Annotated in this window: 5 protein-coding genes and 1 pseudogene; all 6 read left to right on the top strand. The window is 71.3% G+C overall.

The genetic code is table 11. From position 1 onward, the window contains the following. Nucleotides 1-1,009: pseudogene (locus tag HN013_RS23125) on the top strand (bifunctional ornithine acetyltransferase/N-acetylglutamate synthase); the annotation flags it as partial. Further along, a complete protein-coding gene (gene argB / locus HN013_RS23120; RefSeq protein ID WP_171169278.1) occupies nt 1,006-1,950 on the top strand; it encodes an acetylglutamate kinase in 945 nt (314 codons plus the stop codon). The pseudogene HN013_RS23125 and the gene argB, both read left to right, overlap by 4 nt. Continuing rightward, a complete protein-coding gene (locus HN013_RS23115; RefSeq protein WP_171169276.1) occupies nt 1,947-3,137 on the top strand; it encodes an acetylornithine transaminase in 1,191 nt (396 codons plus the stop codon). The genes argB and HN013_RS23115 overlap by 4 nt, the downstream gene beginning before the upstream one ends. Nucleotides 3,138-3,397: 260 nt before the next feature. After that, entirely contained in the window at nt 3,398-4,795 is a 1,398-nt protein-coding gene (locus HN013_RS23110; RefSeq protein ID WP_171169274.1) for a lysine N(6)-hydroxylase/L-ornithine N(5)-oxygenase family protein, read from the top strand. A gap of 70 nt (nt 4,796-4,865) precedes the next feature. Then, nucleotides 4,866-5,105, top strand: a complete 240-nt coding sequence (locus tag HN013_RS23105; RefSeq protein WP_171169272.1) for a phosphopantetheine-binding protein — start codon at nt 4,866-4,868, stop codon at nt 5,103-5,105. Nucleotides 5,106-5,216: 111 nt separating this feature from the next. Continuing rightward, complete coding sequence (locus tag HN013_RS23100; protein ID WP_171169270.1) at nt 5,217-6,212, top strand: ABC transporter substrate-binding protein; 996 nt, start codon at nt 5,217-5,219, stop codon at nt 6,210-6,212. The last annotated feature ends 61 nt before the right edge of the window (nt 6,213-6,273 follow it).

Below are 6,273 nucleotides of genomic sequence, written 5' to 3'. Positions count from 1 at the left end.
GCGCCGGATGTGGCGCTGGTGGTCAATGAGGGACCATCGCGTGCGGCGGCGGGGGTGTTCACGTCCAACCGGGTCAAGGCCGCCCCTGTGCTGTGGTCGCAGCAGGTCCTGCAATCGGGCCATGTCACGGCGGTGGTTCTCAATTCGGGTGGGGCCAATGCGTGTACGGGGCCGGAGGGGTTCCAGGACACTCACGCGACGGCGGAGAAGGCCGCCGAGGCCCTCGGCTGCGGTGCCGGGGAGATCGCCGTTGCCTCCACCGGGCTGATCGGGGTGCGGCTGCCGATGGACAAGCTCCTGCCCGGCATCGGCCGGGCCGCCGCGGGTCTGTCGGCGCATGGTGGTGAGAAGGCCGCGATCGCGATCAAGACCACCGACACCGTGCACAAGACGGCGGTGGCCGAGGGCGGTGGCTGGGTGGTCGGCGGGATGGCCAAGGGCGCCGGGATGCTGGCCCCGGGGCTGGCGACGATGCTCGTCGTCCTGACCACCGACGCCGACGTCGACGCCCCCGGTCTGGACGAGGCGTTGCGGGCGGCGACGCGCACGACCTTCGACCGCGTCGACTCCGACGGCTGCATGTCCACCAACGACACCGTCCTGCTCCTCGCCTCCGGCGCCTCCGGGATCACACCTGACCCCGACACGTTCGCGGAGGCGGTCCGCGAGGTCTGTGACGACCTGGCCCGTCANGGAGGTGGGCCGTTCCATCGCCCGCAACAACCTCCTCAAGTGCGCGATCCACGGCGAGGACCCGAACTGGGGCCGCGTGCTCTCCGCGATCGGCACGACATCCGCCGCCTTCGACCCGGACCGGCTGAACGTGGCGATCAACGACGTGTGGGTCTGCCGCAACGGCTCGGTCGGCGACGACCGCGACCTCGTCGACATGCGGAACCGGGAGGTGCGGATCACCGCTGATCTGGCGGAGGGCAAGGAGTCCGCCGTCATCCGGTCCAACGACCTCACCGCCGACTACGTCCACGAGAACAGCGCCTACTCCTCATGAACCACATTCACTCCCCCCGGCGGGCCGTCATGCCCAAGGCCCGTACCGTCATCGAGGCGCTGCCGTGGCTGCGGCGCTTCCACGGCAGAACCGTCGTCGTCAAGTTCGGCGGCAACGCCATGGTCGACGACGAGCTGAAGGCCGCCTTCGCCGAGGACATGGTGTCGCTCCGGTACGCCGGGCTGCGGCCTGTCGTCGTGCACGGTGGTGGCCCGCAGATCAGCGCGCAGCTCGAACGGCACGGCATCGCGACCGAGTTCAGGGCCGGGCTGCGGGTCACCACGCCCGAGGCGATGGACGTCGTGCGGATGGTCCTCGCGGGTCAGGTCCAGCGCGAGCTCGTCGGGCTGATCAACCGGCACGGTCCGTTCGCCGTCGGGATGACCGGTGAGGACGCCCACACCATGACCGCCGTCCGGCGGGTGATCGAGGTGGGCGGCGAGGCGGTGGACATCGGTATGGTCGGTGACATCGTCGCCGTCGACCCGGCCACGGTGGAGGCGCTGCTCGACTGCGGCCGGATCCCCGTGGTCTCCCCGATCGCCCGTGGCGCCGACGGTGAGATCTACAACATCAACGCCGATCTGGCGGCCGCCGCGCTCGCCGGGGCGCTGGGTGCCGAGAAGCTGGTCGTCCTGACGGACGTCGAGGGCCTCTACGCGGACTGGCCGAACAGCGAAGACGTGATACGTCATTTGACGGTGAGTCAGCTGGAGGTGCTGCTGCCCGGGCTGGCGAGCGGCATGGTGCCCAAGATGGAGGGCTGTCTCCGGGCGGTCCGGGGCGGTGTGGGCATGGCCCACGTCCTGGACGGCCGGGTGCCGCACTCGCTGCTGCTCGAGGTCTTCACGGACGAGACCGTCGGGACCGCCGTCGTCCCGGATCCGCCGCCCGGGGAGCCCGAGGGCCTTGCTCCGGGGCGTGGGGGAGTACCCGTATGAGCAGCGAGGTGGAGGCCCGTCCGCGCGGGGAGCGGTTGGCGGAGCGGTGGCGGGGTGCCCTGATGGACACCTATGGCACGCCTCCGCTGGCGCTGGTGAGCGGGGAGGGGGTCACGGTCCGGGACGCCGACGGCAGGACGTACACCGACTTCACCGGCGGCATCGCCGTCAACTCCCTCGGCCATGCCCACCCGGCCGTGGTGGAGGCGGTCGGCCGGCAGATCGCCCGGCTCGGGCACGTCTCCAACCTGTACATCGCCGAGCCGCCGGTGGCCCTGGCGGAACGGCTGCTGGAACTGAGCGGCCGGGACGGCAGGGTGTTCCTCTGCAACTCCGGTGCCGAGGCGGTCGAGGCGGCCTTCAAGATCGCCCGGCGGACCGGCCGCCCACACCTGGTCGCCGCGCAGGGCGGCTTCCACGGACGCACCATGGGTGCTCTGGCCCTGACGGGACAGCCCGCGAAACAGGAGCCGTTCCTTCCGTTGCCGGGTGATATCACTCACGTTCCCTACGGGGATGCCGAGGCGCTGCGGGCGGCGGTGACGGAACGGACCGCCGCCGTGGTGCTGGAGCCGGTCCAGGGCGAGAACGGCGTGGTGCCCGCGCCGCCCGGATATCTGCGGGCGGCCCGGGAGATCACGGAGGAGGCCGGCGCCCTGCTGGTGCTGGACGAGGTCCAGACGGGCATCGGGCGCACCGGGCACTGGTTCGCCCACCAGGCGGAGGGCGTGGCGCCCGACGTCATGACGCTGGCGAAGGGGCTCGGGGGAGGGCTGCCGATCGGTGCCACCGTCGCCTTCGGCCGGGCGGCCGGGCTGCTGACGCCCGGTCAGCACGGGTCGACGTTCGGGGGCAGCCCGGTGTCCTGTGCGGCCGCCCTGGCGGTGCTCGACACCCTGGAGAAAGAGGACGTCCTCGCCCATGTCCGGCGCATGGGCGACCGGTTGCGCGCCGGGGCCGAGGCGGCCGGTCATCCGCTGCTGCGCGCGGTGCGCGGTGCGGGACTGCTGCTCGGGCTGGTGCTGGAGCGGCCGGTCGCGGCACGGGTGCAACAGGCGGCGCTGGAGGCCGGGTTCCTGGTGAACGCGGCGGCCCCCGACGTCGTCCGGCTGGCGCCGCCGCTCATCGTCGGAGAGGAGCATGTGGACGCCTTCGTCCGGGCGTTGCCCCAGATGCTGGACGTCTGATCCCCGTAGCGGAACGGGCCGGGCGGAGGGCGCGAGGGCGCCTGCCGCCCGGCCCGTTCGTCATGTCGCGGCCGATTCGCGGTGATTGTTAGGAGTCCAGTGTGACGGGGGATGTGTTGGGTGGACTTGACACCTGACCTGCTGAGAAAGTTAGGTTAGGCATACCTAATCACCATGTACGCGGTTGCCCTTCCCGGCCCATGGTCCGGCCTCGTGGCCGAGGGGGGTCCGGGACCGAGCAGTACAACGAGAGGACGAGCATGTCGGCACGGCGCGGGGACAGCGCGAATTCGGCGGGTGCCCCCATCGAGGATCTGGTCGGCATAGGCTTCGGTCCCGCCAACCTCGCCCTCGCCATCGCGATCGACGAGCACAACCGCCGGGCTCCGGGCAGCGCGATCCGCGCCGGATTCCTGGAGCGCCAGGAGAACTTCGGCTGGCACCGGGGCATGCTCCTCGAAGGCGCCACCATGCAGGTGTCGTTCCTCAAGGACCTGGTCACGATGCGGGACCCGAGCAGCCGCTTCTCCTTCCTGTGCTACCTCCAGGACCGCGGCCGGCTCGCCGACTTCATCAACCAGAAGACCTTCTTCCCCACCCGGATCGAGTTCCACGACTACCTGGAGTGGTGTGCCGCCGAGTTCACCTCCGCGGTCGACTACGGCCGCACGGCGACCGCCGTGCGCGCGGTGGAGGACGGCGGGACCGTGGAGAGCGTGGACGTCGTCTCCCGCGCCGTCCGGAACCCGGCCGACGAGTCCGTCCGGCGGACCCGCAACCTCTCCGTCGGCACCGGGCTCACACCGCGCCTCCCCGAGGGCATCACCCTCGGACCGCACCGGTGGCACAACCGCGACCTGCTGTTCCGCGCCGCCGCCCCGGCGGCCCGCCACCACCGCCGGTTCGTGGTCGTGGGCGCGGGCCAGTCCGCCGCCGAGAGCGCCGAGTACCTGCACCGCACCTTCCCCGACGCCGAGGTCTGCGCGGTCTTCTCCCGTTACGGCTACAGCCCGGCCGACGACAGCCCCTTCGCCAACCGGATCTTCGACCCGGCCGCGGTCGACCACTTCTACGACGCCCCCGAGGACGTCAAGCGGGCGCTGCTGGGCTACCACGGCAACACCAACTACTCCGTGGTCGACGGCGAGCTCATCGAACAGCTCTACCGCACCGCCTACCAGGAGAAGGTCCAGGGGCGCGAGCGGCTGCGGATCCTCAACGCGACCCGGCTCACCGCCGTCGAGGACATCGTGGACGGCGCCCGCGCGGTCGTTCGCTCCCTGACCTCCGGAGAAACGTTCACGCTGGACTGCGACGCCGTGGTGTTCGCGACCGGCTACCACGCGGCCGACCCGCGCGAACTCCTCGGCGACCTGGCCGCCGAGTGCCTCACCGACGCGCAGGGCCGGCTGCGGGTGGACCGGGACCACCGGGTGCTGACCACCGACCGGGTCCGCGTCGGCATCTACCTCCAGGGCGGCACCGAGCACACCCACGGCATCACATCCTCCCTGCTGTCCACCCTGGCCGTCCGCTCCGGCGAGATCTGCGACTCGCTGCTGCTGCGCCGCACCGAGCGGGACGTCCTCGCGGGCCGCGCCAGGAGGCGTGCCGCCGGCTCCGGCGCCGACGACACCATCGCCGCGCCCGTCGGCTGAACCGGCCCGCACCTGCCGGCCACCCCTCACCCTCCCCCCACCCCCCACTGCGTTCTGAAGGAACTTCCGCATGCCCGCGACACCCGTCTCGCTCGACTCCCTCCGGCTCGACGTGGCCGATGTCCTCGGCGAGGACCCCGCAGACCTCCCGGCCGACGAGGACCTGCGCGACCTCGGAGTCGACTCGATCCGGCTGATGACCCTGGTGGAACGCTGGCGGGCCCGCGGGCTGACCGTCGACTTCGCCGAACTCGCCGAGGCCGCGCCCACGCTGGACGACTGGCACGCCCTGCTGGCCGCCCGCGCCTGAACCCCTTCCGCACGTCCGATGCCGGACCGCGCCGCCGCCCCGGCCGCGGCGCGCTCCCGGCACCCCGAGCCATGCCCTTCGGCTCCGTACCGCACCCGCTCAAGGAGAACCATGAACACCCGTGCCGTCCGAGGCGTCCGCAAGGCCGGACGCACCCGCGTCGCGGCCGTCCTTGCCGCCGCCGCACTGCTGACCGTCAGCGCCTGCGGCAGCGACGACAAGTCCGACGACGCCAAGCCCGCGGCCGGTGACGGCAAGGAGCGGGTGATCGAGGCGACCAACGGCAAGATCAAGGTGCCCACCAAGGCCGAACGGATCGTCAGCATCTCGTACGCCACCGGCGCCCTGCTGGACCTCGGCGTCGAGCCGGTCGGCACCACCGCCCTCGACGGGAACAACCCCGTGGAGCTGCTGCCCTCGCAGGCCGCGCAGGCCAAGAAGATCACCTCGATCGGCTCCGGTATCGAGACCAACATCGAGAAGGTCGCGTCGCTCAAGCCCGACCTCATCATCGTCGAGGGCGCCGCCGCCTTCGACTGGAAGGTCGAGCGCCTCAAGGGCATCGCCCCCACGCTGTATTTCGGCATCAAGACCCCGACCGACCTCTCCAACGCCCAGGAGAAGATCGCCCAGGCCGTCGGCAAGGAGGACGCCCTCGCCAAGCTGAAGGCGACCTACAAGGAGAAGGCCGACCGGATCAAGACCACCTACGCGAACAAGCTCAAGTCCGTGAAGTGGTCCCTCGCCTCCTCCTACGGCAACGGCGAGTTCCTGGTCGACACGCGCTCCTCCTGGGTGGGCCGCATCCTGGCCGACGCCGGCGCCACGTTCTCCAAGGCGTCCGAGGACGGCAAGGAGCACGAGGTCACCTACTCGCAGGAGAAGATCAACGTCCTCTCGGACGCCGACGTCATCCTCGTGCCGCGGACGGCCGCCACCGGTGAGGTGACCAAGGAGGTCAAGGAGCTCCAGGACAAGCCCTCCTGGAAGCTGCTGAAGGCCGCGAAGGACGACCACGTGCTGCCGGTCACCTACGCCACCAGCGACCGGTACGGGACCTCGATCGACGTCCTCGACCAGATCGAGAAGATCCTCAAGGGCCTGTAGGCCGTAGGCCCCGGCCCGCCGGTGACACCCCGCGGCGGGCCCGGACGCCCCCTTGGCGTCC

The organism is Streptomyces sp. I05A-00742, assembly GCF_013055795.1.
GTDB lineage: Bacteria > Actinomycetota > Actinomycetes > Streptomycetales > Streptomycetaceae > Streptomyces.
Note: the sequence above shows the minus strand (reverse complement) of the source record. Positions and strands in the feature narration are given on the sequence as shown.

Excerpts from the sequence above, each read along its gene's own strand:
- HN013_RS23110 (WP_171169274.1), top strand. The coding sequence starts at position 3,398 with ATGTCGGCACGGCGCGGGGACAGCGCGAATTCGGCGGGTGCCCCCATC.
- argB (WP_171169278.1), top strand. The coding sequence starts at position 1,006 with ATGAACCACATTCACTCCCCCCGGCGGGCCGTCATGCCCAAGGCCCGT.
- HN013_RS23100 (WP_171169270.1), top strand. The coding sequence starts at position 5,217 with ATGAACACCCGTGCCGTCCGAGGCGTCCGCAAGGCCGGACGCACCCGC.
- HN013_RS23105 (WP_171169272.1), top strand. The coding sequence starts at position 4,866 with ATGCCCGCGACACCCGTCTCGCTCGACTCCCTCCGGCTCGACGTGGCC.
- HN013_RS23115 (WP_171169276.1), top strand. The coding sequence starts at position 1,947 with ATGAGCAGCGAGGTGGAGGCCCGTCCGCGCGGGGAGCGGTTGGCGGAG.